This is a genomic window from Streptomyces sp. A2-16, from assembly GCF_018128905.1.
Taxonomy (GTDB): Bacteria; Actinomycetota; Actinomycetes; order Streptomycetales; family Streptomycetaceae; genus Streptomyces.
Genome location: NZ_CP063808.1, coordinates 8,350,475 through 8,375,562 on the forward strand (window position 1 = coordinate 8,350,475; position 25,088 = coordinate 8,375,562).

General features: G+C 72.5%; 22 protein-coding genes. 8 read left to right on the forward strand and 14 right to left on the reverse strand.

The features are described 5' to 3' along the window. Nucleotides 1-138: 138 nt before the first annotated feature. Genes IOD14_RS37465 through IOD14_RS37475 form a run of 3 tightly spaced genes read right to left on the reverse strand, consistent with a single transcriptional unit; the run spans nt 139 to nt 1,922 of the window. The gene (locus IOD14_RS37465) at nt 139-585 is read right to left on the reverse strand and encodes an NUDIX hydrolase (protein ID WP_123989260.1); all 447 of its coding nucleotides are present in this window, start codon (nt 583-585) and stop codon (nt 139-141) included. 9 nt (nt 586-594) lie between these two features. Further along, nucleotides 595-1,476: a pyridoxamine 5'-phosphate oxidase family protein gene (locus tag IOD14_RS37470; RefSeq protein WP_123989261.1), complete on the reverse strand. Its 882-nt coding sequence runs from the start codon at nt 1,474-1,476 to the stop codon at nt 595-597. Between the two features lie 2 nt (nt 1,477-1,478). Beyond that, a complete protein-coding gene (locus tag IOD14_RS37475; RefSeq protein WP_123989262.1) occupies nt 1,479-1,922 on the reverse strand; it encodes a VOC family protein in 444 nt (147 codons plus the stop codon). Nucleotides 1,923-2,044: 122 nt separating this feature from the next. Here IOD14_RS37475 and IOD14_RS37480 point away from each other — a divergent pair, with 122 nt between their 5' ends. After that, on the forward strand, nt 2,045-2,587 hold the full coding sequence (locus IOD14_RS37480; RefSeq protein WP_123989263.1) for a CGNR zinc finger domain-containing protein: 543 nt from the start codon (nt 2,045-2,047) through the stop codon (nt 2,585-2,587). A gap of 241 nt (nt 2,588-2,828) precedes the next feature. Continuing rightward, nucleotides 2,829-6,122, forward strand: coding sequence for a S8 family serine peptidase (locus IOD14_RS37485; protein ID WP_123989264.1), 3,294 nt, complete (start codon nt 2,829-2,831; stop codon nt 6,120-6,122). A gap of 68 nt (nt 6,123-6,190) precedes the next feature. Here the strand turns inward: IOD14_RS37485 and IOD14_RS37490 are convergent, their stop codons facing one another. Both IOD14_RS37490 and IOD14_RS37495 read right to left on the reverse strand, forming a co-directional pair. Beyond that, on the reverse strand, nt 6,191-6,907 hold the full coding sequence (locus IOD14_RS37490; protein WP_123989265.1) for a hypothetical protein: 717 nt from the start codon (nt 6,905-6,907) through the stop codon (nt 6,191-6,193). Between the two features lies 1 nt (nt 6,908). Continuing rightward, nucleotides 6,909-7,433, reverse strand: coding sequence for a sigma-70 family RNA polymerase sigma factor (locus IOD14_RS37495; protein WP_123989266.1), 525 nt, complete (start codon nt 7,431-7,433; stop codon nt 6,909-6,911). 304 nt (nt 7,434-7,737) lie between these two features. Here IOD14_RS37495 and IOD14_RS37500 point away from each other — a divergent pair, with 304 nt between their 5' ends. After that, nucleotides 7,738-8,754 carry an aspartate-semialdehyde dehydrogenase gene (locus tag IOD14_RS37500; protein ID WP_123989267.1) on the forward strand — a complete coding sequence of 339 codons (1,017 nt, stop codon included), beginning with the start codon at nt 7,738-7,740 and terminating at the stop codon, nt 8,752-8,754. 201 nt (nt 8,755-8,955) lie between these two features. On the opposite strand, the gene IOD14_RS37505 is transcribed toward IOD14_RS37500, so the two are convergent. Continuing rightward, nucleotides 8,956-9,426, reverse strand: coding sequence for a DUF1203 domain-containing protein (locus IOD14_RS37505; protein ID WP_123989268.1), 471 nt, complete (start codon nt 9,424-9,426; stop codon nt 8,956-8,958). 160 nt (nt 9,427-9,586) lie between these two features. Here IOD14_RS37505 and pepN point away from each other — a divergent pair, with 160 nt between their 5' ends. Next, on the forward strand, nt 9,587-12,163 hold the full coding sequence (pepN, locus tag IOD14_RS37510) for an aminopeptidase N (protein ID WP_123989269.1): 2,577 nt from the start codon (nt 9,587-9,589) through the stop codon (nt 12,161-12,163). 45 nt (nt 12,164-12,208) lie between these two features. On the opposite strand, the gene IOD14_RS37515 is transcribed toward pepN, so the two are convergent. Then, nucleotides 12,209-13,462 (reverse strand): M14 family zinc carboxypeptidase, encoded by a 1,254-nt coding sequence (locus IOD14_RS37515; RefSeq protein ID WP_123989270.1) that lies wholly within the window; start codon nt 13,460-13,462, stop codon nt 12,209-12,211. Nucleotides 13,463-13,778: 316 nt separating this feature from the next. Here IOD14_RS37515 and IOD14_RS37520 point away from each other — a divergent pair, with 316 nt between their 5' ends. After that, nucleotides 13,779-15,161: a ThiF family adenylyltransferase gene (locus IOD14_RS37520; RefSeq protein WP_212672631.1), complete on the forward strand. Its 1,383-nt coding sequence runs from the start codon at nt 13,779-13,781 to the stop codon at nt 15,159-15,161. Then, nucleotides 15,158-16,345, forward strand: coding sequence for a hypothetical protein (locus IOD14_RS37525; protein WP_212672632.1), 1,188 nt, complete (start codon nt 15,158-15,160; stop codon nt 16,343-16,345). The genes IOD14_RS37520 and IOD14_RS37525 overlap by 4 nt, the downstream gene beginning before the upstream one ends. On the opposite strand, the gene IOD14_RS37530 is transcribed toward IOD14_RS37525, so the two are convergent. The 3 genes from IOD14_RS37530 to IOD14_RS37540 form a co-directional block, all read right to left on the reverse strand. Next, a complete protein-coding gene (locus IOD14_RS37530; protein ID WP_123989273.1) occupies nt 16,314-17,072 on the reverse strand; it encodes an SDR family oxidoreductase in 759 nt (252 codons plus the stop codon). The two genes, IOD14_RS37525 and IOD14_RS37530, sit on opposite strands and share 32 nt — an antisense overlap. A 76-nt stretch (nt 17,073-17,148) precedes the next feature. Continuing rightward, nucleotides 17,149-18,492 (reverse strand): sigma-70 family RNA polymerase sigma factor, encoded by a 1,344-nt coding sequence (locus tag IOD14_RS37535; RefSeq protein WP_212672633.1) that lies wholly within the window; start codon nt 18,490-18,492, stop codon nt 17,149-17,151. Nucleotides 18,493-18,564: 72 nt separating this feature from the next. After that, nucleotides 18,565-19,500, reverse strand: a complete 936-nt coding sequence (locus IOD14_RS37540; protein ID WP_212672634.1) for an EamA family transporter — start codon at nt 19,498-19,500, stop codon at nt 18,565-18,567. A gap of 105 nt (nt 19,501-19,605) precedes the next feature. Here IOD14_RS37540 and IOD14_RS37545 point away from each other — a divergent pair, with 105 nt between their 5' ends. Next, nucleotides 19,606-20,115: a MarR family transcriptional regulator gene (locus tag IOD14_RS37545; RefSeq protein ID WP_212672635.1), complete on the forward strand. Its 510-nt coding sequence runs from the start codon at nt 19,606-19,608 to the stop codon at nt 20,113-20,115. 51 nt (nt 20,116-20,166) lie between these two features. On the opposite strand, the gene IOD14_RS37550 is transcribed toward IOD14_RS37545, so the two are convergent. Next, nucleotides 20,167-21,603 carry an FAD-dependent monooxygenase gene (locus tag IOD14_RS37550; protein WP_212672636.1) on the reverse strand — a complete coding sequence of 479 codons (1,437 nt, stop codon included), beginning with the start codon at nt 21,601-21,603 and terminating at the stop codon, nt 20,167-20,169. A 113-nt stretch (nt 21,604-21,716) separates the two neighbouring features. On the opposite strand from IOD14_RS37550, the gene IOD14_RS37555 reads away from it, so the two are divergent. After that, a complete protein-coding gene (locus IOD14_RS37555; RefSeq protein ID WP_212672637.1) occupies nt 21,717-22,283 on the forward strand; it encodes a TetR family transcriptional regulator in 567 nt (188 codons plus the stop codon). Nucleotides 22,284-22,386: 103 nt separating this feature from the next. On the opposite strand, the gene IOD14_RS37560 is transcribed toward IOD14_RS37555, so the two are convergent. The 3 genes from IOD14_RS37560 to IOD14_RS37570 all read right to left on the reverse strand — a co-directional run bounded on the left by IOD14_RS37560 (nt 22,387) and on the right by IOD14_RS37570 (nt 25,073). After that, nucleotides 22,387-22,683, reverse strand: a complete 297-nt coding sequence (locus IOD14_RS37560; protein ID WP_123989279.1) for a hypothetical protein — start codon at nt 22,681-22,683, stop codon at nt 22,387-22,389. Nucleotides 22,684-22,808: 125 nt separating this feature from the next. Further along, nucleotides 22,809-24,860 carry a 4-alpha-glucanotransferase gene (malQ, locus tag IOD14_RS37565; protein WP_212672638.1) on the reverse strand — a complete coding sequence of 684 codons (2,052 nt, stop codon included), beginning with the start codon at nt 24,858-24,860 and terminating at the stop codon, nt 22,809-22,811. Next, entirely contained in the window at nt 24,861-25,073 is a 213-nt protein-coding gene (locus IOD14_RS37570; protein WP_123989281.1) for a hypothetical protein, read from the reverse strand. Between the last annotated feature and the right edge of the window lie 15 nt (nt 25,074-25,088).

The following is a 25,088-nucleotide window of genomic DNA, read 5'->3' on the forward strand; positions in this document are numbered from 1 at the left end:
ATGACCTGCGCGTGAACGAGACGGCAACGCGCAACGCCGATCACCGTACGTGGATCTTGGCCCACCCTGCGCGTTCGGGACCGCTCGTCGAACCGCCCGGAGTCGGTCACTCCGTGTTCATCTTGCGGGGTACGACACCTATTCCGCGGGCCGCCCGGCCACCGGCCGCTCCCGCCACAGCCGCAGTCCGTAGTCGACCATGTGCACCCGCTTCAGGGCGGGTACCGCGTCCAGGTCGTGCCACTGGGCCATGTCCGTGGACCCGCCGACCTCGTGGCGCAGTTCCCCGCCGGTGACCCGGGCCTCGTACATGAGCCCCACGTGGTGCTGGTCGACGGTGCGGCCGAAGCGGCGCCGGGACGGGAAGCGCACCGACCGCACCCCGAGCAGGCCGGTGACCTCGACGCGGTACCCCGTCTCCTCCTCCACCTCCCGCAGCACGGTGTCGTGCAGATCCTCGCCGTGCTCCATGCCGCCGCCCGGCAGCGTCCACTCCGGCCGGCCCTCGTTGATCCAGCGGGCGAGCAGGAGTTGTCCGTCGCGGACGCATATGGCGTAGGCCGCCACCCTCAACTTCTTGCGCATACAGGCAAGTTAGTCGGCCGGGTCCGGATTGGCCGGTGAGTATTCGGGCGCGGACCAGCGCAGCGGGAGCGCCGAGGGGGTCTCGACCGCCGCCCGTACGGTGAAGCGGACCCTGCGCTCCGGGCCGAAGTCGGTGTGCGCCTCGCCGGTCAGCTGGAGTGCCGTGCCCGTCGTCCAGTCGAGGAGGAGCAGCCCGGCCCGGGGGTCCGCCGCGAGGTTGCCGAGGGTCAGGAACATGGAGTTGCCCGGGTAGTCGCGCCAGCTGAGCTCGCCCGGTGAATCGACGCGCACGAAACCGGGGTTGCCGCCCCGGTGGCTGACATCGGCTCCGCCCTCGTGCACGGAGGCCAGGAAGAAGGTGTCGGCCGCGGAGACGAACCCGGCCTGTGCGGAGGTGAGTTCGGTGCCGTGGCGGGCCTCCCCTGCGCGCCGGTCGGGCACGATCTCGTACGACTCCCTCTTCTGGAGGTACTTGGGGCAGTTCGAGAAGACCTGGTCGGCCTCGATCGCGAACCCGCGTGCGGTGGGCTCGAGTCGGCCGTTGAGGCGCATGCGGCGGCGGGTCCTGGGGTCGAGGGCGATCGTGCCGACGGGTGTGCCGGGCGTGGCGAACGCCGTGGCGAGGGGGTCGGCCGGCAGCCATCCGCCCGCGACGGTGACGCGGTGCGGTCCCGTCGCCCGCGCGAAGCCCGGCGCCCCCGTGAGCGGGGACGCCCAGACCCGGCCCGTGGCGGGGTCCGCGGCACCGGCGACCAGCAGCGGCTGGAGCTCCAGGAAGGCCGCGGCGACCTCCCGGATGCCCCGGCCGATCGAGCGGCCCACGTGATCCGCCTGGACGCGCACCCCCACCTGGTCCTGCACGGCCCGCGAGCCCGCGTGATAGACCCCCATGACTAGAAGAACCCGCAGGTCGGGGCCGTACCGGAGGGAGCCGGTGCCTCCTCGGCGCCGCTCGGTACGAAGATCTCCAGGCGGGTGCCGTCGGGGTCGTGGAAGAAGATGCCGCCCGAGCCCGCGCCCTCGCGGTGGGCGACCACGCCGTCGTGGGCGAAGTCGGCTCCGTAGGCCCGCAGCGCCTGCTCGTACTCCCTGACCCTCTCGATCGAGTCCGCCTCCAGGGCGAGGTGGTGCAGGCCCGCGCGGTCGGATCCGTACGGCTGTTCCGCCTGCTGCCAGAGGGTGAGGACGAGGGTCTCGCCGTCGCCGAGGAAGGCGTAGCGGCGGCCCTCCTCCTTGCCCTCCGCGAGTGGCGTGAAGCCGAGGACGTCCCGGTAGAAGGCGAGCGAACGGTCGAGGTCGGTGACGTTCAGGCCGATGTGGCCGGTGCGCAAGGTCATGGCTGTCCCCTTCAGCTCGGATGATCCGCATACTTAACCTCTGTGAGTGACTTTAAGGGTTAGAAGCGGGGCGTGCAACCACTCACGTACGCTTGACCGGTTAGCACGGAAGGGAGTCCCACATGTCCGCCGCCCGCGATCCCCGCCCGCTCACCGGCGAGCCGCTCGCGCTCGACCTGCTCAACACGCGGTGGATGAGCGAGGGAACCCTCCAGGACCTCCTCACCGACGTCGACGGGCTCGCCGTGTGGCTCGCCTCGGCCGGACTCGGCGGCGATCACGTCCCCGACGACCGGATGCTGCGGCACGTCCGGCAGGCCAGGCAGGCGCTGCAAGCAGCGGTGGACGGGTCGCTGGAGGAGGGGGCGCCGCTGGTCGACGCGGTGCTGCAGCACGGGCGGGTCCGGATCGCGCTCACCCCCCAAGGGGCCGTCGAGCACCCCGAGTTGAGCGACCCCGCCTGGGGCCCGGCCTGGCTCGCCGCGCGCGACTACCTGGAGCTGCTCAGGACCGCGCCGGACCGGATCCGGTCGTGCGCCCACGAGTCGTGCGTGCTGCACTTCCTCGACACGTCGAGGAACGGCACCCGGCGCTGGTGCTCGATGGCGACCTGCGGCAACCGCGCGAAGGCGTCCCGCCATTACGCGCGCTCCAAGGACGCGTGAAAAGCCTTTCCCAAGGGCTCATGGGGTGAATTGACCGCTTCCTCACACACCTTCACCGATGTCCCAAAGGGCATCGCGGGTTTTCCCCATACACCCATATCGATTCGGTCAACTCTCCCTAAACATCCTTCCCATGCGTAAAGCTGGGCGCTCATCCGGGGTCGTATTCCGGATCACCGTGGCCAGGACCGATCGGTCCCGGTCACACGCCTGCTCGTTCCTTTACTCACAAGGGATGCCGATGACCCTCACCCCCCAGAGCGCCCCGATATCGGGCGCGAGACGTGTGGCGCGCATAGCCGCGGCCGCCGGACTGGTCGCCGCACTGTCCGCGGCGGGGCCGATCCCCATGGCCTTCTCCGCCGACGCGGGCACCACACCCGCGGCATCGGACCCGGGCCTGAAGTCCGCCGACCAGAAGCTCGGTTCGGACGACGCCGACGCGCTCGCCGAGGCCAAGGCCGACGGCGCCAAGAACATCACGCTGATGGTCGCCACCGCCCCCGGGAAGACCGAGCAGGTCGCCGAGGAGCTGGACGCGGTCAAGGGCGGCCTGGTGGGCCTCACCTACGACAAGCTCGGTTACGTCCGGGCCACCGTCCCCACCGCGAAGGCGGACTCGGCCATCGCCGCCGCCGCGAAGCTCTCCTCCGTGCACGGCATCGACGTCAAGCAGGACATCCCGCTGGACGACCCGACGCCGAGCGCCGACACCGCCAAGGGCGCCGCGCACAAGGCCGCGAAGACCTACCCGGCGCCGAGCGCGAAGACCCCCGCCGAGAACCCGTACAACCCGTCCTTCGAGACGGGCGCCGTCGACTTCGTGGAGGACCACCCGAAGGCGGACGGCCGCGGTGTCACGATCGGCATCCTGGACTCCGGCGTGGACCTCGGCCACCCGGCGCTGCAGAAGACCACCACCGGTGAGCGCAAGATCGTCGACTGGGTGACCGCGACCGACCCGGTCTCCGACGGCGACGCCACCTGGCGGCGCATGACCACCGCGGTCTCCGGCCCGAGCTTCACCTTCGACGGCCGCACCTGGACGGCGCCCGCCGGGTCGTACCAGGTCAACCTGTTCCGTGAGGCCGCGACCGCGGGCGGCGACGCCAAGGGCGACGCGAACCGCGACGGGGACACCACCGACACCTGGGGCGTGCTGTACGACAAGGCCGCCGGGACCGTCCGGGTCGACCTGAACAACAACCAGAACTTCGCCGACGACACCCCGATGAAGCCGTACAAGGACGGCTACCAGGTCGGGTACTTCGGCACCGACAACCCGTCGACCGACGTCGTCGAGCGCCAGCCGTTCGTCGTCGAGATCCGCAAGGACGTCGTCTTCGACGCCGCGGGCAACAAGGCCGACTACGTCAACATCGGTGTCATCGAGTCCGAGCACGGCACCCACGTGGCCGGCATCACCGCCGCCAAGGGCCTGTTCGGCGGCCGGATGAACGGCGCGGCCCCGGGTGCGAAGCTCGTCTCCTCCCGCGCCTGCACCTGGACCGGCGGCTGCACCAACGTGGCGCTGACCGAGGGCATGATCGACCTCGTCGTCAACCGCGGCGTCGACATCGTCAACATGTCGATCGGCGGCCTGCCGGCGCTCAACGACGGCAACAACGCGCGCGCCGAGCTCTACACGCGCCTCATCGACACCTACGGCGTCCAGCTGGTGATCTCCGCGGGCAACTCCGGCCCCGGCGCGAACACCATCGGCGACCCGGGCCTGGCCGACAAGGTCATCTCGGTGGGCGCGACCATCTCCAAGGCGACCTGGGCCGCCAACTACGGCTCGCAGGTGAGCAAGTCGTACGCGATGATGCCGTTCTCCTCGCGCGGCCCGCGTGAGGACGGCGGCTTCACGCCGACCCTGTCCGCCCCCGGTGCGGCCATCAACACCACCCAGACCTGGCTGCCGGGCTCCCCGGTCGCCGAGTCGGGCTACACGCTGCCGGCCGGCTACTCGATGCTCCAGGGCACCTCGATGGCCTCCCCGCAGGCCGCGGGCGCCTCCGCGCTGCTCATCTCGGCCGCCAAGCAGAAGCACATCGCGCTGACGCCGGCCACCCTGCGCACCGCCCTGACCTCGACCGCCGAGCACATCAAGGGTGTGCAGGCGTACGAGGAGGGCGCGGGCCTCATCGACATCGTGGACGCCTGGGACGCCATCAAGGACGGCGCCACCGCCCACGACTACACCGTGAAGGCCCCGGTCGACACCGCGATCGACCAGCTGCTGAAGACCCCGGGCTACGGCACCGGTCTCTACGACCGCGAGGGCGGCCTGAAGGCCGGTCAGAAGAAGACGTACGACGTCACCATCACCCGTACGTCCGGCTCGGCCAAGGCGCTCCGCCACGAGCTGCACTTCCACAACAACGCCGGTGGCACCTTCCGGATCCTCGGCAAGGACGACATCAGCCTCCCGCTGAACCAGCCGGTGACCGTCAAGGTCCAGGCGCAGCCGAAGTCCGCGGGTCTCAAGAGCGCGATCCTGGTCGTCGACGACCCGAAGACCGAGGGCCTCGACCAGCAGATCCTCACCACGGTCGTGGTCTCGGCGCCGGTGAAGTACACCTACACCGCGTCGAACACCGTGCAGCGCAACAGCACCCAGTCGTACTTCGTGACCGTGCCCGCGGGCGCCAAGTCGCTGGAGGTCGCGATCGGCGGGCTCAAGGACAAGAGCCAGACCCGCTTCATCGCCATCCACCCCTACGGCGTCCCGGTCGACAACACCGGCACCCCGTACTGCTACAACAACTACCTCGACGGCAACGGCTGCAAGCCCGACGCCCGTTCCTACGCCGACCCGCAGGCCGGTGTCTGGGAGATCGAGGTCGAGTCGCGCCGCACCTCGCCGCTGCTCGACAACCCGTACAAGATCGACGTCGCCGTCTACGGCGCGGTCTTCGACCCGGAGACCGTGACCGTCCCCGAGGCCAAGGTCGGCACCCCGGCCACCGCCTCCTGGAAGGTGACCAACACCCTCGCCGCGATCGACGGCAAGCTGGCCGGCGGCCCGCTCGGCTCGTCCAAGACGGCCCGCCCGACCATCGCCGAGGGCGCCACCCAGACCACCACGGTCGAGGTGCCGGCCGGCGCGAAGTCGCTCGACGTCGCCATCGGCAACGTCTCCGACGTCTCCGCCGACCTGGACCTGACGGTCTACGACGCCTCGGGCGCCGTGGTCGGCCAGTCCGCCGACGGTGACAGCGAGGAGGCCGTCTCGGTCGCCTCGCCCGCCGCCGGTACCTACACCATCGAGGTCGCCGGCTACGCGGTCCCGGCCGGCTCCACGGCGTACGACTACCAGGACGTGTTCTTCTCCAGCGCCCTGGGCACCGTCACCGTCGCCGACACCCCGGTCAAGCTCGCCACCGGTGCCTCGACGACCGTCTCCGGCAGCGTCACCGCCCTGGCGCCCGCCCCGGAGGGCCGTGAGTTCTTCGGCCAGGTCAGCCTCGTCAACGCGCGCGGCACCGTCGCCGGCAGCGGCAACGTGAAGATCGAGAAGGTCACGCCGTAACACTTCTCCGTACGGCGATCAAAGGGGCGGGCGTCCGTGAGGGCGCCCGCCCTTTCCCGTGCCGCGGCTCAGCAGGGCAGCGTGCGCGACTCGGGCAGCGAGGCGGTGATCCAGGCCCGTTCCCGGGCGATCGCCTCCTCCCCGACGACCCACTGGTCGGGGTTCGGCGAGCCCTGGCTCACGCCGAACAGCACCGCGGCGCCCTGGAGGAGGGGTTCGGGCTGGTCGTACTCGTCGACCACATAGGTGAGGTCCTTCTCCCCGCGCGTCGGCTTGTAGTAGTGGCTCACCCGCACGGTGACCTGGATCTGTCCGGAGGCGGGCAGCTCCTTGACGGCGGTGACCTCGCCCTCGGCGACCGTGGTGGCGCAGGCCAGGTAGGCCGGCCCGCCGAAGCGGACCCCCGCCTCCGCCTTGGAGGCCGAGTCGGCGCTCCCGCCCGAGGACAGGTCACTCGCGCCACTGTGACCGAGGAGCCAGCCGAGCCCGGTGACCACACTCGCGGCGGCGGCCACGGCGAGGGTGCCGAAGGCCAGGGCGCGGACGCGGCGGCGGGCCGGGGAGGGCGGTCGCAGTCGCGCGGGAACGGGTTTCGGGGCGGGCGGCGGCGCGGCGAGCGTCTCGCCCAGGATCCCGAGCTGCTCCCTCAGCAGCGCGATGTCTGCCTCGGCCGCCCGGTATTCGGCCAGGAAGGCAGAGTCCGCGCGGGCCTCGTCGCCGAGTTCCTCGCCGGTGATCGCGGCCATGAGCGCGTCGCCGTCGTACGTCTCGTTCTCGGCGCTCATGTCACACCACCTCGTCCTCGTGCAGGCGGGCGCGCAGGGCCCGGACCGCCGTGTGCAGGCGGCTCTTGACCGTGCCCTCGGGGACGCCCAGCTCCTGAGCGATCGAGCGCACCGGCAGATCGGCGAAGAACCGCAGCACGAGGACCTGGCGCTGCTGGTCGGGCAGCTCGTCCAGGCCCTGGGCGACGGCGAGGGAGAGCACGCTGGTGTCCTCCCCCGAGGGGTGCTCGTGCTGGCGCAGCGAGGCCAGCCGCTCCCCCAGCCGCTCCTGGCGCTTCTTGGCCCGGTGCCAGTCCATGGCGAGGTTGGAGGCCACGACCGCGGCCCACGCGGACACGTCCCGTGGCGCCTCGTACCCCTTGGCCGCCCGCTCCAGCAACCGCAGGCGGACCTGCTGCACCCCGTCCGGCAGGTCCGCCTGCGGCACCCCGCCCAGGGCGAGCACGGCCCGCACCCGGCGTTCCTGCGCCGTGTCCAGGGGGTCGTCCCCCTGGGTTCGGCGGGCGATTCTGCGCAGCACGGACACCCCTCCCCTCGCCGCGTTTCTCCTACGACGCCGGTGGGGCGGGAAACGTTCGGCGGGACCCAGGGAAATTTTCCGAGGTGTACGTCACACCGGGCGGGCGGCGCCGCACGGCTTGCGGCCCGGGGCCGTACGGGAGCGAATTTCTCCAGCTCAGCCGGGGTGCGACGCGAGTTCCGCAAGGGGTGACGGACTGCGGGCGTCCCAGTCCTCGGGCATGGAGCACAAAGAATTGGACAGGCTGACCCGGGTCGGCCGCATGATGGAAAAGCCGCAGACACATCCAGGACACGCAGAGGGAGTCACCGTGAGGGTCGGAATCGTCGGAGCCACCGGTCAGGTCGGCACGGTCATGCGCGGGATCCTCAAGGAGCGCAACTTCCCGGTCACGGAGCTGCGCCTGTTCGCCTCGGCGCGTTCGGCGGGCTCGGTCCTCGACGGTGTGACGGTGGAGGACGCGGCGACGGCGGACTACACCGGCCTGGACATCGTGCTGTTCTCCGCGGGCGGGGCCACGTCCAAGGCGCTGGCCGAGAAGGTCGCCTCGCAGGGCGCGGTCGTGATCGACAACTCCTCCGCCTGGCGCAAGGACCCCGAGGTCCCGCTGGTCGTCTCCGAGGTCAACCCGCACGCCATCGCGGACCGCCCCAAGGGCATCATCGCCAACCCGAACTGCACCACCATGGCCGCGATGCCGGTCCTGAAGGTGCTGGACACCGAGGCGGGCCTCGAGACGCTGATCGCCACCACCTACCAGGCGGTGTCCGGCTCCGGCCTCGCGGGCGTGGCGGAACTGCACGGCCAGGTGCAGAAGGTCGCCGCCGACGCGGACAAGCTCACCCACGACGGCGGCGCGGTCGACTTCCCCGAGCCGCAGGTCTACAAGCGCCCCATCGCCTTCAACGTCCTGCCGTTCGCGGGCAACCTCGTCGAGGACGGCCTGAACGAGACCGACGAGGAGCAGAAGCTCCGCAACGAGTCCCGCAAGATCCTGGAGCTCCCCGAGCTGAAGGTCTCCGGCACCTGTGTGCGCGTCCCGGTCTTCTCCGGCCACTCCCTCCAGGTCAACGCCCGCTTCGCCCGCCCGATCTCCCCGGAGCGCGCGACGGAGATCCTGGCGGGCGCCCCCGGCGTGACCCTCTCGGACATCCCGACCCCCCTCCAGGCCGCGGGCCAGGACGCCTCCTTCGTCGGCCGCATCCGCCGCGACGAGACGGTCGACAACGGCCTCGCCCTGTTCATCTCCAACGACAACCTCCGCAAGGGCGCCGCGCTGAACGCGGTCCAGATCGCGGAGCTGGTGGCGGCGGAGCTCAAGGACTGAGACCGGCCGCACGTCGGCAACGGCGCAGCACCGGCGAGGCCCGGCGCCGGGAAGGCCCGCCGGTCCGCGCGGTGACCGCCTGATCCAGCCGGCCGGAGCCCCGGGGCACGCGGCGGATCAGGGCGGCGACGGCCGACCACCGCCCAGCCGACGCCGGCCAGGCACGCCGGCCCGCCTGGCGCTCGCCTGATCCGGCCGGTCCTATGGCCTGCGCACCTCGTAGAGGAAACAGCCGTACTCGACGGCCCGGACGTGGACGAGCGCCACGGACGGGTCGTCGAACGCGTTGCGCAGGACCTCGTCGTCGACGGCGTCGACCAGTTGTCCGCCCAGGATGTGCCCGTCGGCCGAGTAGCGGCGCACGGTCCGGTGGGCGCCCGTGAAGGGGTGGCCGTCCCCGGACGGCCCCGCGCACTCCTCGGCGTGGACGAAGACGGGGCCCTGTTCGTCGTACGCCCCCGGGCGCGCGCCCGTCTCGGCCGCCCAGCGGCGCAGGGGGGCGTAGGAGACGAGCGCGATCCGCTCACCGGCCCCGCTGCGGCGCAGACAGCACCTCAGGGGCGCCCCGCCCTCCTCGTCCGTGAACGGGGACGGTGCGCGGCCCGCGTCGTCGGCGACGCGGAGTTCCTTGAGGACCAGGGGTTCGACGGGCAGTGCGGTGTAGGTCGTCATGGGGTCCAGGCTGGCGCGGCCCGGCCGGATGGACCGGCGGAAATCGGACGTGACCCTCCCAGCCCCAACGAAACCGCAGGGTATTCCCTCGAACCGTCGGAGACAGTTCGTGGAAGGATGACCGAACCGCCGAACTGACACATGACGAGGAGATGACCGCGTGCCTGGCACAAACCTGACTCGCGAAGAGGCACAGCAGCGGGCGAAGCTGCTCAGCGTCGAGTCCTACGAGATCGATCTCGACCTCTCCGGCGCGCAGGAGGGCGGTACCTACCGGTCCGTGACCACGGTGCGCTTCGACGTGGCCGAGAACGGCGCCGAGTCCTTCATCGACCTCGTGGCCCCCACCGTCCACGAGGTCACTCTCAACGGGGACCCGCTCGACCCGGCGGAGGTCTTCGAGGACTCCCGTATCGCCCTGCCGGGTCTGCTGGAGGGCCGCAACATCCTGCGGGTCGTCGCGGACGCCGCATACACCAACACCGGTGAGGGCCTGCACCGCTTCGTCGACCCGGTCGACCAGCAGGCGTATCTGTACACGCAGTTCGAGGTGCCGGACGCCCGCCGCGTCTTCGCCTCCTTCGAGCAGCCGGACCTGAAGGCCACCTTCCAGTTCACCGTGAAGGCGCCGACCGGCTGGACGGTCATCTCCAACTCCCCGACACCGGAGCCGAAGGACGACGTCTGGGTCTTCGAGCCGACCCCACGCATCTCGTCGTACATCACCGCGCTGATCGTCGGCCCGTACCACTCCGTGCACAGCGTGTACGAGAAGGACGGCCAGTCCGTGCCGCTCGGCATCTACTGCCGTCCCTCGCTGGCCGAGCACCTCGACTCGGACGCCATCTTCGAGGTGACCCGGCAGGGCTTCGAGTGGTTCCAGGAGAAGTTCGACTACGCGTACCCGTTCAAGAAGTACGACCAGCTGTTCGTGCCGGAGTTCAACGCGGGCGCCATGGAGAACGCGGGCGCGGTGACCATCCGGGACCAGTACGTGTTCCGGTCCAAGGTGACCGACGCCGCGTACGAGATGCGTGCCGAGACCATCCTGCACGAGCTGGCCCACATGTGGTTCGGCGACCTCGTGACCATGGAGTGGTGGAACGACCTGTGGCTGAACGAGTCGTTCGCCACCTACACCTCCATCGCCTGCCAGGCCTACGCCCCGGACAGCCGGTGGCCGCACTCCTGGACCACGTTCGCCAACTCCATGAAGACGTGGGCGTACCGGCAGGACCAGCTGCCGTCCACGCACCCGATCATGGCCGAGATCCGCGACCTGGACGACGTGCTGGTCAACTTCGACGGCATCACGTACGCCAAGGGCGCCTCCGTGCTCAAGCAGCTCGTCGCCTACGTCGGCATGGACGAGTTCTTCGGTGGTGTGCAGGCGTACTTCAAGCGCCACGCGTTCGGCAACACCCGCCTGTCCGACCTGCTGGGCGCGCTGGAGGAGACCTCCGGCCGCGACCTCGGCACCTGGTCCCAGAAGTGGCTGCAGACGGCCGGCATCAACGTCCTGCGCCCGGAGATCGAGACGGACGCGGAGGGCGTGATCACCTCCTTCGCCATCCGCCAGGAGGCGCCCGCGCTGCCCGCCGGCGCCAAGGGCGAGCCGACCCTGCGGCCGCACCGCATCGCGGTCGGCCTGTACGAACTCGACGACGAGAGCGGCAAGCTGGTCCGCGACGAGCGCGTCGAACTGGACGTCGACGGCGAGCTGACGGCCGTGCCGCAGCTGGTCGGCAAGCGCCGTCCGGCGGTCGTGCTCCTCAACGACGACGACCTCTCCTACGCCAAGGTCCGCCTCGACGAGCAGTCGCTGGCCTTCGTCACCGAGCACCTCGGCGACTTCGAGTCGTCGCTGCCGCGCGCGCTGTGCTGGGCGTCGGCGTGGGACATGACGCGTGACGCCGAACTGGCCACCCGCGACTACCTGTCCCTGGTGCTGTCGGGCATCGGCAAGGAGTCCGACATCGGTGTCGTGCAGTCGCTGCACCGGCAGGTGAAACTGGCGATCGAGCTGTACGCCGCCCCCACCGCGCGCGAGACCCTGCTGACCCGCTGGACCGACGCCACGCTGGCCCATCTGCGCTCCGCCGCGGCGGGCAGCGACCACCAGCTGGCGTGGGCGCGGGCGTTCGCGGCGACCGCCCGGACGCCGGAGCAGCTGGACCTCCTGGAGGGGCTGCTCGACGGGTCCCAGGCCGTCGAGGGACTGGCCGTCGACACGGAGCTGCGCTGGGCGTTCGTGCAGCGGCTGGCCGCCGTGGGCCGCTACGACGAGTCGGAGATCGCCGCCGAGTACGAGCGGGACAGGACGGCGGCGGGTGAACGGCACGCGGCGACCGCCCGTGCCTCGCGGCCCACCGAGGAGGCGAAGGCGGAGGCCTGGGCGCAGGTCGTCGAGTCCGACAAGCTGCCCAACGCCGTCCAGGAGGCCGTGATCGGCGGCTTCGTCCAGACCGACCAGCGTGAGCTGCTCGCGCCGTACACGGACCGGTACTTCGAGGTGGTCAAGGACATCTGGGAGTCCCGCTCGCACGAGATCGCCCAGCAGATCGCGGTCGGTCTCTACCCCTCGCTCCAGGTCTCCCAGGAGACCCTGGACAGGACGGACGCCTGGCTGGCCGCGGCCGAGCCGAACGCCGCCCTGCGTCGGCTCGTCTCCGAGTCCCGCGCGGGCGTGGAGCGGGCGCTGAAGGCCCAGGCGGCGGACGCGGCGGCCGGGGAGTAGGGCGGACGCGGTCGCACGGACCGGGCGGGAGGCGGGTGGCTTCGGTCATCCGCCTCCCGCGCACACCAGCCGGGCGGTGTCGAGCATCGTCCGGACGTGCAGCGCGGTCTGCGTGGCCACCGGGACCCAGCGCAGGTCGTACGTCTTCTCCAGCTCCTGGCTCCACTCGCGCACCAGGTCGTCGAGGATCTCGACGGTCCGGGGCTCGGTGCGGGCCAGTGCGCGGCTCGCCATGGCCGCCACCCTGAGCGGGATGCGGCGGGCGGAGATGCCCCGGGTCGCGAAGTGCCCGTGGAACCCGCCGGGTTCCTCCGCGGCCCAGCACTCCACGATCGACGGCGACACGTCGAGGAGCTCCCGCGCGGCATCCCGCAGCGGTGCGAGCTCCGCCGGTACGGCCCCGTCGTCGAGCCGTGTCCCGAGGACCGTGGCGAGCTCCTCGATCCGTCCCAGCAGCACCTCGCCGAGCCGCGCGGCCTCGCGGTCCGGGTCGGTGACGGGTCGGGCGTCGCTCACCGAGGGCACGGCCCAGGCGGGCGTCTCGATCAGGGTGGTCAGGGTTCCGTGGCGGCGCGGATGGAACCAGGTGCTCTCGGCGACGAACCCGCTCGGGTCTCGTTCCCCCTCGCCGTGGCCGTCGGGCAGCACCAGGACGCCGGGCGCGTCGAGGCGCCAGTCGGGGCCGTCGACGGGGTGCCGGTCGACGGGGACGCGCAGCTGCGCCGCCGTGCGGCGGAAGGCCTCGGCGGCGCCGGGCACCTCCCGCGTCATCATCACGAAGGCACCGCCGAACTCGATGCCGTGCAGGGTGAACTGGGCGGCCGGGCGCAGTTCGTCGAGGAGCCGGACGAGCGCGGTGGACTCGGGCAGCGGCTTCCCCGGGGGCACGGGCAGGGACTCCGGCTGACGGGCGAACGCGGGCCGGTAGAAGTACCGGTGACATTCGGTCAGGGACGGCTCCGGCTCCTCCGGCTGCCAGCCGTGCGCGAGGTGTGCTCCGTCGGGGTCGAGGCAGAGCAGGAAGTGCCAGGTGCAGCCGAGGGGTTCGAGGACGCCGGGCCGGCGGGCGAAGAGTGCGGCGAGCCGCAGCGCCGAGGCCCCGCCCACCGGTTCGTTGGCGTGGGCGCCGGCGACGGAGAGGACGTGGCGGTCGCCGTGTCCGGCGGACAGCAGCCACAGCGGGCGCCCCGCCCGGCTCTCCCCGACCCGGCTCAGCCGCAGCAGACCGGGGGCGGCGCGGGCCAGCGTGCGGGCCCTTCGCTCCAGTTCGTCGACTGCCGGATAGAGCGAAGTCCGCACGCCGGTCCTCCGAACGCTGGTGGTCCGATCAAGCACCCTGGGAATTACTGTCCCCAGTGGTCTCCTTCTTGTCCAGCGGGCGAATCACGATCTTGACGGTCATGTGAGCTCCTCTCAGCTGCCGCCGTTGCCACCGCTGTCCCCCGTGGTCTCCTTCTTGTCCAAGGGGCGGATCACGATCTTCGTCGGCATCTCAACTCCTCGTTTCAGTACGGGATTTGACCTTTTCGAAGCGATCGCTGACCGCTCTTGTCAAGGCTGTGCCGAGGGGGTCAGAGTGTCAAGGAGGTGTGCGTGTGACGGGCAGGGGGGCCTGATGACGGAGGCGGCTGCGGTGACGGTCGAGGCGTTCGGGCGGCCCCGGATCAAGCCCGAGCACCGCGCCTACCGCACGGTCGACGGCAACGTCCGCGTCGGCAGCGTGATCCACGGCATCGGAGCGGAGATCGCGGATCCGCAGGGCTGGGTGTGGACGCTGGTCGAGGCGATGGACGGGACGCGGGGGCCGTCCCAGGTGGTCGAGGAGGTGCTGCGCACGCACCCGGACCTGACCGGCGAGGACGCCCGCGAGGCGATGGCGGACCTGCTGGCCGCCGGTTTCGTGGACGACGCTGCGGCGACCGCCCCCTTGCCGCCCCGCGAGGAGGACCGCTACAGCCGCGGCGTCCCCCTGCTGCGCTGGATGGACCTCGCCCCGCGCACCAGCCCCTGGGACGCCCAGCTCCGCCTGCGCGAGGCCCGCGTCCTGCTGATCGGCGTCGGCGGCACGGGCGGCCACGCGGCCCAGGCCCTGGTCGCCTCCGGAGTGGGCCACCTGCACTGCGTGGACCCGGACGTGGTCGAGCTCTCCAACCTCAACCGCCAGCCCCTGTACCGCGAACCCGACCTCGGCCACCCGAAGGCGGACACGGCGGTGACGACCCTGCGGTCACTGAACTCGGACGTGAGGGTGACCGGGGAGCGGCGGGAGGTGCGGGGGCCGGAGGATCTGACGGAGCTGGTGGCCGGCGCAGGGAAGCCGGTGGCCGGCGCAGGGGAGCCGGTGGCCGGCGCAGGGGAGCCGGTGCGCACACCGTGCGCGGCGGGACGGGTTGAGGACCCCGCGGGGCGGACGAAGGGCCCGGGCGGGCGGACGGGCTCGGCGCCTGTCGGCAGCGCCCCTTCGGACCGGCGCGGACCGGTGGGATCCCTCGGCGGCCCCGGGCGCGCGGCCTCCTCGTCCCCGCACGCGCCCGCTCCCCCGCCGTCCCCTTCCTCCCCCTACGACCTCCTCGTCCTCGCCGCCGATCGGCCCGAGGCGATCCGGCGGTGGGTCAATCGGGTCTGTCTGGCGGCCGGTCTGCCGTGGGTGGACGCGGGATACAGGGGGCCGCTCGTGACCGCCGGTGTGTACGTGCCCGGGCGGGGGGCCTGCTGGGAGTGTCTGCGGGACGGGGAGATGGCCCGGCGGGATCTGCGGCTCGGGCCGGGACAGGACCCGGAGGTCGCCTCGCCGCGGATGCCGTGGAACCCGGCGAGTGCCGTCACCGCCGGGCTCTCGGGAGCACTGCTCGCGCATGCCGCCCTCGCCCTGCTGACCGGGGCCCCCGCGATGGAGCCGGGGTTCCGCTTCGGCGTGAACCTCATGCTCCCCGGCGACCCCGTCCACCAGCGCACGCCCCGTCGGCCGGACTGCCCGGCGTGCGGGGAGCGCGGGTGAACCGGGTACGCCTGCACCCGCTGGACTCCCGCCCCGACGGCGACGAGTGGATCGTGGGCCGCAGGGCGACCGGCCGCTTCGTCGCCCTGCCCGAGGTGGGCAAGCAGGCCCTCGATCTGCTCGGCCAGGGCCTGACCCCGGCCGAGGTCGGCGAACGGCTCCGGGCCCGGACCGGCGACGACATCGACGTGGCGGACTTCGTGGAAGCGCTGCTCGGACTCGGGTTCGTGGCCGAGGTCGACGGCCGGGAGATCGACCAGGAACCCCCGCCGACACCGACGCTGGCGTGGATACGGCCCCGCCATGTGCGCCTGCTGCTCAGCCCCGCCGTTCCCGTGGCCCTCGCCCTGCTCATCGCGGTCACGCTGCTCAGCCGCCCGCCCGTGCCGCTCGACCACCGGACCCTGCTGTGGAGTCCGCACGGCAGCGCGGTCGTCGCCCTCGGCGCGGGTGTCGGCTGGAGCCTGCTGCTGCTCCACGAGTGCGCCCATCTGCTGACCGCCCGCGCGACCGGGGTGGCGGGGCGGATACGGCTCGGCACGCGGCTGCAGTTCCTGGTGATGCAGACGGACATCAGCGGCATCGAACTCGCCCCGCGTCGCCACCGGTTGACCGCCTACCTCGCCGGTATCGCGACCAACCTGACGGCCGCGTCCCTCGCCGCCCTCGCCGCGGGTGCCACGACCGGCACGCCCCGCCGCGTCCTGGCCGCCGTGACCCTGCTCGCCCTGCTTCCCCTCCCCTTCCAGTTCCTGGTCTTCATGCGCACGGACCTGTACTTCGTCCTCCAGGACCTCACGCGCTGCCGCGACCTGTTCGGGGACGGGGTGGCGTACACGAGGTACCGGGCCCGGCGGCTGCTGCGGCGCCGGGGCCGCCGTACGGGCGAGCCGGACCCCAGTCGCCACCTGCCCGCGCACGAACGGCGGGCGGTCCGCGTGTACAGCGTGGTGCTGGTCGTCGGCACCACGCTGTGTCTCGCGTTCTTCGCCGCCGTCACCCTGCCCGCGGACGCCGTGCTCCTCGCCCGCGCGGCGGCCGAGTCGGTCACCGGGGACTCGGCCTGGGACCGGCTCGACGGGATCGCCGTGGTCGTCGTGCTCGGCGCACTGCACGCCCTGTGGCTGCGCACCTGGTGGCGGGGGCGCCGGCTCAGACGGACACCATCCCGCCCGTCGCGTTGACGAACGTCCCGGTGATGCCGCCCGCGTGGTCGCCGGCGAGGAACACCGCGGTGGCGGCGACCTCCGCGAGGGTCGGGTTGCGGCGGGTCAGGCGCATCCCGGCGAGCTGGTCGACGATGCCCCGGACGGCGCTCTCGTCGATGGCGGGGTTGACCGCGGAGAGCTTCTCGACCGTGAACGTCTCCGGCACCCCCGCCACCCACAGCCCCACCGCACGCACCCCGCGCGGCCCCAGCTCGATCGCCAGGTTGCGCACCAGCGTGTCGATCGCCCCGTCCGCGGGGCCGGTGCCGCCCATCATCGGACTGCCGTGCGCGGAACCGCTGTTGAGGGCGATGATCACACCCGAGCCGCGTGCGGCCATCCGGCGTCCGGCGGCGCGGGCGGTGATGAGGTTCGCGCGCAGACCGTCGACGACCGGCCTCATGAAGTCGTCGACCGCCATGTCGGTCAGGGGCGCGCCCTGCACATCGCCGCGCGTGACCAGGTTGACGGAGATGTCGATGTCCCCGACCCGCTCGGCGTGCGCCTCCACGGCCGCCTCGTCCAGCGCGTCCACGACGGCGACCTCGGCGTTGTCGATGTCGGCGGCCACCGCCTCCAGGGTCTTGCGGGTGCGGCCGACGAGGTGGACCCTCGCGCCCTGCTCGGCGAAGGCGCGGGCGACGGCCCCGCCGATGGATCCGCCGGCGCCGTAGACGATCGCGGTCTTGTCGGTGAGCAGCATGCTGAGCTCCTTGGAAGAGGTGCGTACGTGACCTCCATGCAGACGTACGACCCCGCGGATGCTCATCGGTCGGGGGTCACAGGCGCAGGGGCAGCCCGAACGCGGGGAAGAGGTGCGGCTCGAAGGAGGTGATCTCCGCGATGCGGTCGCCGTGGCCGTCGTCCCCGAAGCGCAGGACGTCCAGGACCTGGGCGCGGTGGACGCCGGTGCCGGGCCTGCGGACGTAGTGCGCCGTGGCTAGCTGGCCGTTGGCACGGGTGGGCAGGCTGCGCCAGTGCCCGAAGAACATCGGGGAGGCGGGATCGAGGCTGACCCGCACGAAGTCGACTACCGCGTCCCGGCCCACGAACCAGAACGGGTTCGGCGGCATGGTGAGGGTGATGTCCTCGGTGAGCAGCGCGCCCATCGCGTCGAAGTCGAGGCGTCCGACGGCGGCCATGTACCGGTCGAGCACGGCCTGTTGACCGTCCGTGGGCACGGTGGGCCGCCAGTCGGCACGCTCCCGGGGCAGGTGCTCGCGCAGGGTGGGCCGGGCCCGCTGAAGTGCGCTGTTGACGGAGGCCACGCTGGTCTCCAGGGCCTCGGCGGTCTCGGCGGCGGTCAGCCCGAGGGCGTCGCGCAGGACCAGTGCGGCCCGTTGGCGCGGGGGCAGGTGCTGGATCGCGGCGAGGAGGACGAGTTCCAGGGTCTCCCGGGAGACGGCGGCGGACTCGGGCTGCTCGTGCTCCTCGGTCAGGGGCATCTCGTCGTCGGGGTAGGGCTGCAACCAGGTGACGCGGACGGGCGGTTCCCCGTCGCCGTGGTTCATCCCCGGCACCGGTTCGTAGCGCTGCGGGCGGCGCGCGGTCCGCCGTAGAAGATCGAGACAGGCGTTGGTGGCGATCCGGTACAGCCAGGTCCGCGCGCTCGCCCGCCCCTGGAAACCGTCCCGCGCCCGCCAGGCCCGCAGGAAGGTCTCCTGAACGAGGTCCTCGGCCTCGTCGTACGACCCCGTCATGCGGTAGCAGTGCACCTGGATCTCACGGCGGTACTGCTCGGTGAGGGTGGCGAAGTCGGTCTCGGTGAGTTGCGTAACGGGGGTGGCCGTTACGGCTCCGGCTGTCACGGGGGTGGCCGTGACGGAATCCCCGGTGTCCTGGGCGGTGTCGCGTGCCGTGCGCGCCACCCGCCTCAACCGCGCGACCGACTCCGACAGTTCGGTGACGGTCGCGTAGAGCGCCGCCGCCGGCCTGGGCGCCAGCCGCCCCGCCTTGCGCCCGATGTCGTCGATGAGCCCCTGCACGGTCAGCCCCTGCGGTTGCCGCCGTTCCCGGTACGCCTTCTGCCGGCAGGCGGCAGAGCAGTACACGGAACCACGACCGGTACGCCCGGCCCGCGCGGCGAGCGCCTTCCCGCACACCGGGCATCCGCCTGCGACCATGTGCGCCTCCGGGAGTTTCGTAACGCGCTGCCGCAGTGACGCTACAACGCCTCGCGGCCTCGGCGCGCCCTCCTACCGGCGCGGCGAGGGCAGGGCCAGGTCCGTCGGGCTCTTCCGGTGGCCCCGCCCGGAGGAACCGAAGGACTGCCGGACGGGCGGCCGCACCCCCGACTGCCCCGCCACCGTCGCCCCGAAGGCGAGCGCCATGCCGGCCAGCTGGACCGGGGTCAGGGTCTGGTCGAGCGCCGCCCAGCCGACGACCGCGGCGGTCAGCGGGGACAGGGGGCCGAGGAAGGTGACCTGGGTGGCGGTGAGGCGGCCGATGCCGCGGAACCAGAGCCAGTACGCCACCGCCGTGTTCGCCAGCGCGAGGTAGAGGTAACCGCCGACCGCGCGGCCGTCCAGGGCGGGCGGGGCGCCCTCGACGAGGAGGGCGAGCGGCGCGATGAGCAGGCCGCCGGCGGTGAGCTGCCAGGCGGTGAGGGCGAGCGGGCCAACACCCTCGGGGCGGCCCCAGCGCTTGGTCAGCACGGTCCCGGCGGACATCGAGGCGGCGGAGGTGAACGCCGCCGCCACGCCGACGGCGTCGAGGGCCCCGGCCGCCTTGAGCACGACCAGGCTGACACCGAACGCGGCCACCACACCGGTGAGCACGCTCCGCGCGGTGGGCCGCTGCCCCAGCAGCACCGCCGACAGCCCGACGACGATCAGCGGCCCCACCGATCCGACCACGGCGGCCATCCCGCCCGGCAGCCGGTACGCCGACAGGAACAGCAAGGGGAAGAACGCCCCGATGTTCAGCGCCCCGAGCACCGTCGCCTTCCCCCACCAGACCCCGCGCGGCAGCACCCGGGCCAGGGCCAGCAGCACCAGCCCGGCGGGCAGCGCCCGCATCATTCCGGTGAACAGGGGCCGGTCGGGCGGGAGGAACTCGGTGGTGACGGCGTAGGTGGTGCCCCAGGAGACGGGGGCGAGGGCGGTGAGGAGGATGACGGCGGGGCGGTTCATGGCGGGCCCTTCATGATTAGCTCGACAGAAAGTAGCTTACTCCTAAGCTACTTTCCCGCAAGCCACTTTCTTGCGGGCAACCCTGCACCCACGGATACTCGACCCATGAGTGCACAGCGCAAGGACGCCGTCGACGCGATCATCGACCAGTGGGCGGCCGCGCGACCCGACCTCGACACCGGGCCCATGGAGGTCTTCGGGCGGATCTACCGCCTGGCCCGCATCATGGGCGACCGCACGGAGAAGGCGTACGCCCCCTACGGCATCTCCCGCGGCGAGTTCGACGTCCTCGCCACTCTGCGGCGGGCCGGCGAGCCGTACACCCTCTCCCCCCGTCGGCTCTCCTCGACGCTGATGCTCACGACGGGCGGCATGACGGGCCGCCTGGACAGACTGGAACGCGCCGCCCTCCTCCGCCGCTCCCCTGACCCCCACGACCGCCGGGGCCTCCAAGTGACCCTGACGGAGAAGGGGTTGGCCCTGATCGACGAGGCAGTGGAAGCGGGCCTGGCAGCCCAGACGGAGGCCCTCTCCGCCCTCGACGAGGAGAAGGCCGACCAACTGGCCTCCCTGCTCAGGGAGTTGCTCGAGGGGACCCAGAACTCACCGGAGTGAACCCGTGAACCGGGCCTTCCGCGGCCCCTTACCGAGAGCCGTCCCCGGGCTTCACCCGACATGCCTCGCGAGCGCCGCCTCGATCTCCCGCCCGGTCGCTCCCTCCGCCGCCCACGCCGCATAGCCGTCGGGCCGCACCAGCACGGTCGTACGCCGTTCGCTCGCCCAGCGCTCCACGGCGAGGCGGTCCTTGCGGGTGGCGTGGTCGTCGTGGGGCTCGGGGGTGATCAGGACGAACCTGCCGCCGCGCAGGGACTCGTGAAGGCGACCGCCGCCGGCGAGGGCCACGTCCGGGACGCGGGTGCCGGTCAAGGGGTGGGCGCCGCGGGGGACGGGGTACCGGTAGCCGATTCCGGTGAGCCGGCCGAGCATCCTGCGGCGGGCCGGGGCGACTCGGCCGAGGACCGCCGTCAGGGCCGCGCGCAGGGCCAGTTCCCAGGGGCGCTCGGCCATCGCGAGGCGGACGATGCCCCCGCTGCTGCGCAGGACCGCCCTGCCGACCGGGTGGCGTTCGGCCTCGTAGGTGTCGAGGAGTCCCGGCGCCGCGTGGCCGCCCACCACCTGGGCCAGCTTCCAGCTCAGGTTCGCCGCGTCCTGGAGGCCGGTGTTCATGCCCTGGCCGCCCGCCGGGGTGTGGACATGGGCGGCGTCGCCGGCCAGGAAGACGCGGCCCACCCGGTAGGCGGGGGCCTGGCGTTCGTCGCTGTGGAAGCGGGACATCCAGCGGGCGTCGTGCATCCCGAAGTCGCGGCCTAGCGCGAGCCGGGTGACCTCCCTGATCTCGTCGAGGTCGAGGGGCGCGCTGTCGGGGACGTCGTGGGCGCGGTTCCAGGCGATCACACGGTGGTAGCCGTCGCCGAAGGGCGCGATGAAGGCGAAGGCGTCACCCACGGTGTTGACGGTGAGCAGGGTCTCGGGCTGCTCGGCCAGGCGGACGTCCGCCAGCACCACGGAGCGGATGACCGAGCGGCCGGGGAAGGGCAGGCCGATCGCGTCGCGCACGGCGCTGCGCATGCCGTCGGCACCCACGACGTACGCGGCCCGCAGGGACCGAGTGCCTCCGTCGGGGTCCCTGACCTCGACCGTCACGCCGTCCTCGTCCTGGGAGAGGCCCGTCACCTCGGTCTCGTACCGGAAGGCGACGCCCGCCTCCACCGCCCGTCGCTCCAGTGCTTTCTCGACCTCGTACTGCGGGAGGACGAGGAGGTGGTTGAACCGGGAGGGGAGGTCCGCGAGGTCGATGGTCAGGCTGCCGAACAGGCGCAGTTTGTCGAGGCGCTGCCCGAGCGCCTCCAGTCCGTCGGCGAGACCGCGGGAGTCGAGCTGTTCGAGGGTGCGGGCGTGCAGGACGAAGGCGCGGGAGAGGTTGCTGATCCCGTGCGGGCGCTTCTCCACGACCGTCACGGGGACGCCCGCGGTGGCCAGGTCACCGGCCAGAAGGAGGCCGGTGGGGCCTGAGCCGACGACGATCACGGGGGTGCCGTTCATGAGGACCTCCTGTGGCCAACACTTGTTTGCCAACGCTTGTTGACGAAGGTAGCGGCGGCCAGGAGGCGAGTCAACAGTTGTTGGCCTACAAGCGTTGGCATACGCTTGCAGGCATGGACGAGAACCCCCGCCGCCGCTCCGACGTCACCCGTACCGCGATCCTCACCGCCGCCCGCGAGCGTTTCGCCGCCGACGGCTACGAGCGGGCCACCATCCGCGCCATCGCCAAGGACGCGCGCATCGATCCGTCCATGGTGATGCGCTACTACGGCAACAAGGAGGGCCTCTTCGCGGCGGCCGTCTCGGTCGAACTGGGACTGTTCGAGGCCGCCGCGCTGCCCCGGGAGGACATCGGCCGGGCGCTCGTGACGCGCTTCCTCGACCTGTGGGAGGAGAACGAGGTGCTCACCGCCCTGCTGCGGGTCGGCGCGACCAATCAGGCGGGGGCGGAGCGGATGCAGGACATCTTCCGGGAGCAGGTGATGCCGGTCGCCCTACGGGTGTGTCCGGACCCGGAACAGGCCCCCGCGCGGGCCGCGCTGACCGCCACGCAGTTGCTGGGGCTCGCGCTGACCCGTTACGTGCTGCGGTTCGCGCCGACCGTGGCGCTGACGCGCGAGGAGATCGTGGCGTGGCTGGCGCCCACGGTGCAGCGGTATCTCACCGCACCGAGCCCCTGAGGACGCGCGGCGGGGCCCCTGAGAACGCACGAGGGCGCCGGCCTCGCCCCCGTACGGCCGGTGCGCGTACGGAGGGCGGGGTCGGCGCCCCGGAAAGGTGGGGTCAGGCCTTCGAGCCGGCCTTGGCCTCGGCCTCGGCGGGCTTGGTCTTGATGTTGCGGCTGGTCACCCGGTGCTCTTCCTTGGACTTGTCCAGGACCATCACCAGGCCGGCGATGACCCCGAACAGCACGAGCGGGGCCACGACGAAGAGGCCCAGCGTCTCGATGACGCTCAGGCCCGTGCCGGGGTCGTCGCCGTCGTCACGGGTCAGCGCGGAGGCGGGGGACGACATGAGCAGCATCATCAGCGTCGTACCGGCCACCAGGGCGCCGGCGCGCAGGGCGTTCTTCTTGTCCACGGAGTCAAAGTATCCAACCGTGGTTCGGGCCGCGCGTCCGGGGTGCCGTATGAGGCGCCCGGGTGTCGGGGCACCCGCCCGTACGGCACCCGCGCGCACACGCGGGATCCTGCGGGCACCACCCCCTACGGCGCCCGCAGCACCTCCACCAGCGCGTGCAGCCGGGCCGACGCAGCCAGGTCCTCCAGGGTCACCGCCCGCCCCTCCCCGTCCGCGATCGGCAGCCGCCAGTTCGGGTACTGGTCCCACGTCCCCGGCAGGTTCTGCGGCCGGCGGTCGCCCACCGCGTCCGGCAGCCAGACGCCCACCATCCGCGCCGGAGTGTGCAGCAGGAACCGGTGGACGGCCTGGATCTGCGCCTCCTGCGAGGACGGGTCGCCGCCTGCCGTGCCGTGCAGCAGACCCAGGCGGGCCAGGAGCTCCAGCCACTCCCCCGTGTCCGCGGCGGCCTCCGCCCGCTCCTCGGACAGCGGCCGGGTCAACAGGCCCAGGCTGTCCCTCAGTTCGACGTGTTCGCCGGTGAGCCGGGAAGCGGTCGGCGGCAGGTCGTGCGTGGTCGCGGTCGCCAGGCAGTCCGCCCGCCACCGCTCCGGCGCGAGCGGACGCCCGTCGCCCTCCCAGTCCCGCTCGAACCACAGCACCGAGGTGCCGAGCACACCGCGCTCGCGCAGCGCCTCCCGCACACCGGGTTCGACGGTGCCGAGGTCCTCGCCGATCACCACCGCCCCGGCCCGCGAGGCCTCCAGGACGAGCACGGCGAGCATCGCCTCCGCGTCGTAGCGGACGTAGGTGCCCTCCGTCGGCGGATGCCCCTGCGGGACCCACCACAGCCGGAACAGGCCCATGACGTGGTCGATGCGCAGCGCGCCGGCGTACCGGAAGAGGGCGCGCAGCAGCTGCCGGTACGGCGCGTAGCCGGACTCCGCCAGCCGGTCCGGGCGCCACGGCGGCAGGCCCCAGTCCTGGCCGCGGGCGTTGAAGGCGTCCGGAGGCGCTCCCACGGACATCCCGGCCGCGAAGTACGCCTGCTGGGCCCACGCGTCCGCGCCCTCGGGGTGCACGCCCACCGCGAGGTCGTGGACGACGCCCACCGGCATCCCCGCCTCCCGCGCGGCCCGCTGGGCGGCACCGAGCTGGCTCTCGGTGAGCCAGGCGAGACGGCAGTGGAAGTCGACGCGGTCCATCAGCTCGCGGCGGGCGCGGGCCGTTTCGGCGGATCGCGGGTCGCGCAGGCCGGCCGGCCAGCCGCGCCAGTCGGAGCCGTGCACCTCGGCCAGCGCGCACCAGGTCGCGTGGTCCTCCAGCGCCTGGCCGCCCTCGGCGAGATAGTCGGCGTAGGCGGCGCGACGGCCGGGTCCGAGGGGGACCTCGCGGACGAGTTCGAGCGCCTCCCGCTTCAGCTCCCACACCGCGTCCCGGTCGATCAACGCGCCCTTCTCCAGCACGGCTTCACGCAGCCGCTCGGCCCGCTCGCACAGGGTCCGCAGCCGGTCGGGGTCCGTGACCTGGGTGCACTCGGGGATGTCCTCGATCCTCAGGTGGACGGGGTCGGGGAAGCGGCGCGAGGACGGGCGGTAGGGGGACGGGTCGGTGGGGGCGCCGGGCACGGCCGCGTGCAGCGGGTTGACCTGGACGAAGCCGGCGCCGAGGGCACGCCCCGCCCAGGCGGTCAGTTCGGCGAGGTCACCGAGGTCGCCCATGCCCCAGGAGCGGTGCGAGAGCAGGGAGTAGAGCTGGACGAGGAGTCCGTACGACCGCCTCGGCGGGGCCGGCAGCCGCGGCGGGGCCACGATCAGGTGGGCCTGGGCGGTGCGGCCGTCGGGGGCGGTGGCGGTCAGCCGGTGGACGCCGGGCGGGAGTTGGTCGGCGGCGGCGCGCAGCTCGCCCTGTTCGGTCGCGATGCGCAGCCGGGTGCCCTCGGGCAGGCCGGCGAGGAAGGCGGGCGGGCTGCCGCTCCAGCAGACCACCGTCGGCGGCAGCAGGCGCTCGCTCAGTTCGCGTTCGCGGGCCGCGAGGGCGGCGGCCGGGTCGCCCGCCTCGACGCCGAGGGCGGCCAGGGCCAGCGTGACGGCGGTGGCGGAGGCGGCGACCGTACGGTCCGGGGAGGGGCGGTAGGAGGTGGCGATGCCGTACGACTCGGCGAGCCGGGACAGCTCCGGACCGGGGGGCACCGCCATCTAGGGCTCCAGGTACGCGTCGGACTCGCTGGTCAGGGGGGCGGCGTCGGCGAGCGGCGGCTCGCTGGTGAGGGGCTCGGCGTCGGGCAGGGGCGGTTCGCTGGTGAGCGGGGTCTCGGTGCAGGCGCCTTCGGCGCTGAAGACACAGAAGTGTTCAGCGGGCGCCTCGGGTTTGGACAGGGCCGGGAGCAGAACGGGTGCCGATGCGGCCACGGGGGCCTCCTTGTC